Genomic DNA, 517 nt, shown 5'->3' on the forward strand with positions numbered 1-517 from the left:
TACGGCGTTATTGCCTAAAAAAATTCAAGAAATATATGAAGCAATCATCTATTTAGTCGTTGTCGTCCTTTCCTTTGTCATTGCCTATCATGGATATACGTTCATTTCTGTCGGAAAAGGGCAGACATCAGCGACAATGGCCGTGGATATGTCAGTCATCCATGCGAGTATTACGATATCCTTTGTGTTCATCGCCATCTATGCGATCATGCATGTCATGAACGCATTCATAAGTCCGAAAGAAAGGAGTGAAAGCTGATGTTAGCAGCCATTTTATTTATTTCATTTTTAATTCTTATCTTTATCAGTGTGCCCATCGCGTTCAGCTTAGGGATCTCTTCCATCATTTATCTGCTAATCGCCGATATCCCTCTTTCCATCGTCCCTCAAAAAATGTTCGCAGGGCTGAATTCCTTCGTACTGCTGTGCATACCTGGATTCATTTTGGCAGGAAACTTGATGAATGCAGGCGGGATCACAGAGCGCATCATCGGCTTTACAAATAATTTCGTCGGTC

At 41.8% G+C, this 517-nt stretch carries 2 protein-coding genes; both read left to right on the forward strand.

Annotation, left to right across the window (positions count from 1 at the left end; all coding sequences use genetic code 11):
* The coding region (locus ACQCVD_RS15500; protein WP_426824675.1) for a TRAP transporter small permease subunit at positions 1-259 on the forward strand (259 nt) is incomplete at its 5' end.
* A partial coding sequence (locus ACQCVD_RS15505; RefSeq protein ID WP_426824676.1) for a TRAP transporter large permease subunit occupies positions 259-517 on the forward strand: 259 nt, incomplete at its 3' end. The genes ACQCVD_RS15500 and ACQCVD_RS15505, both read left to right, overlap by 1 nt.

It is taken from the genome of Corynebacterium halotolerans, from assembly GCF_050107895.1.
Classification (GTDB): Bacteria; Actinomycetota; Actinomycetes; order Mycobacteriales; family Mycobacteriaceae; genus Corynebacterium; species Corynebacterium halotolerans_B.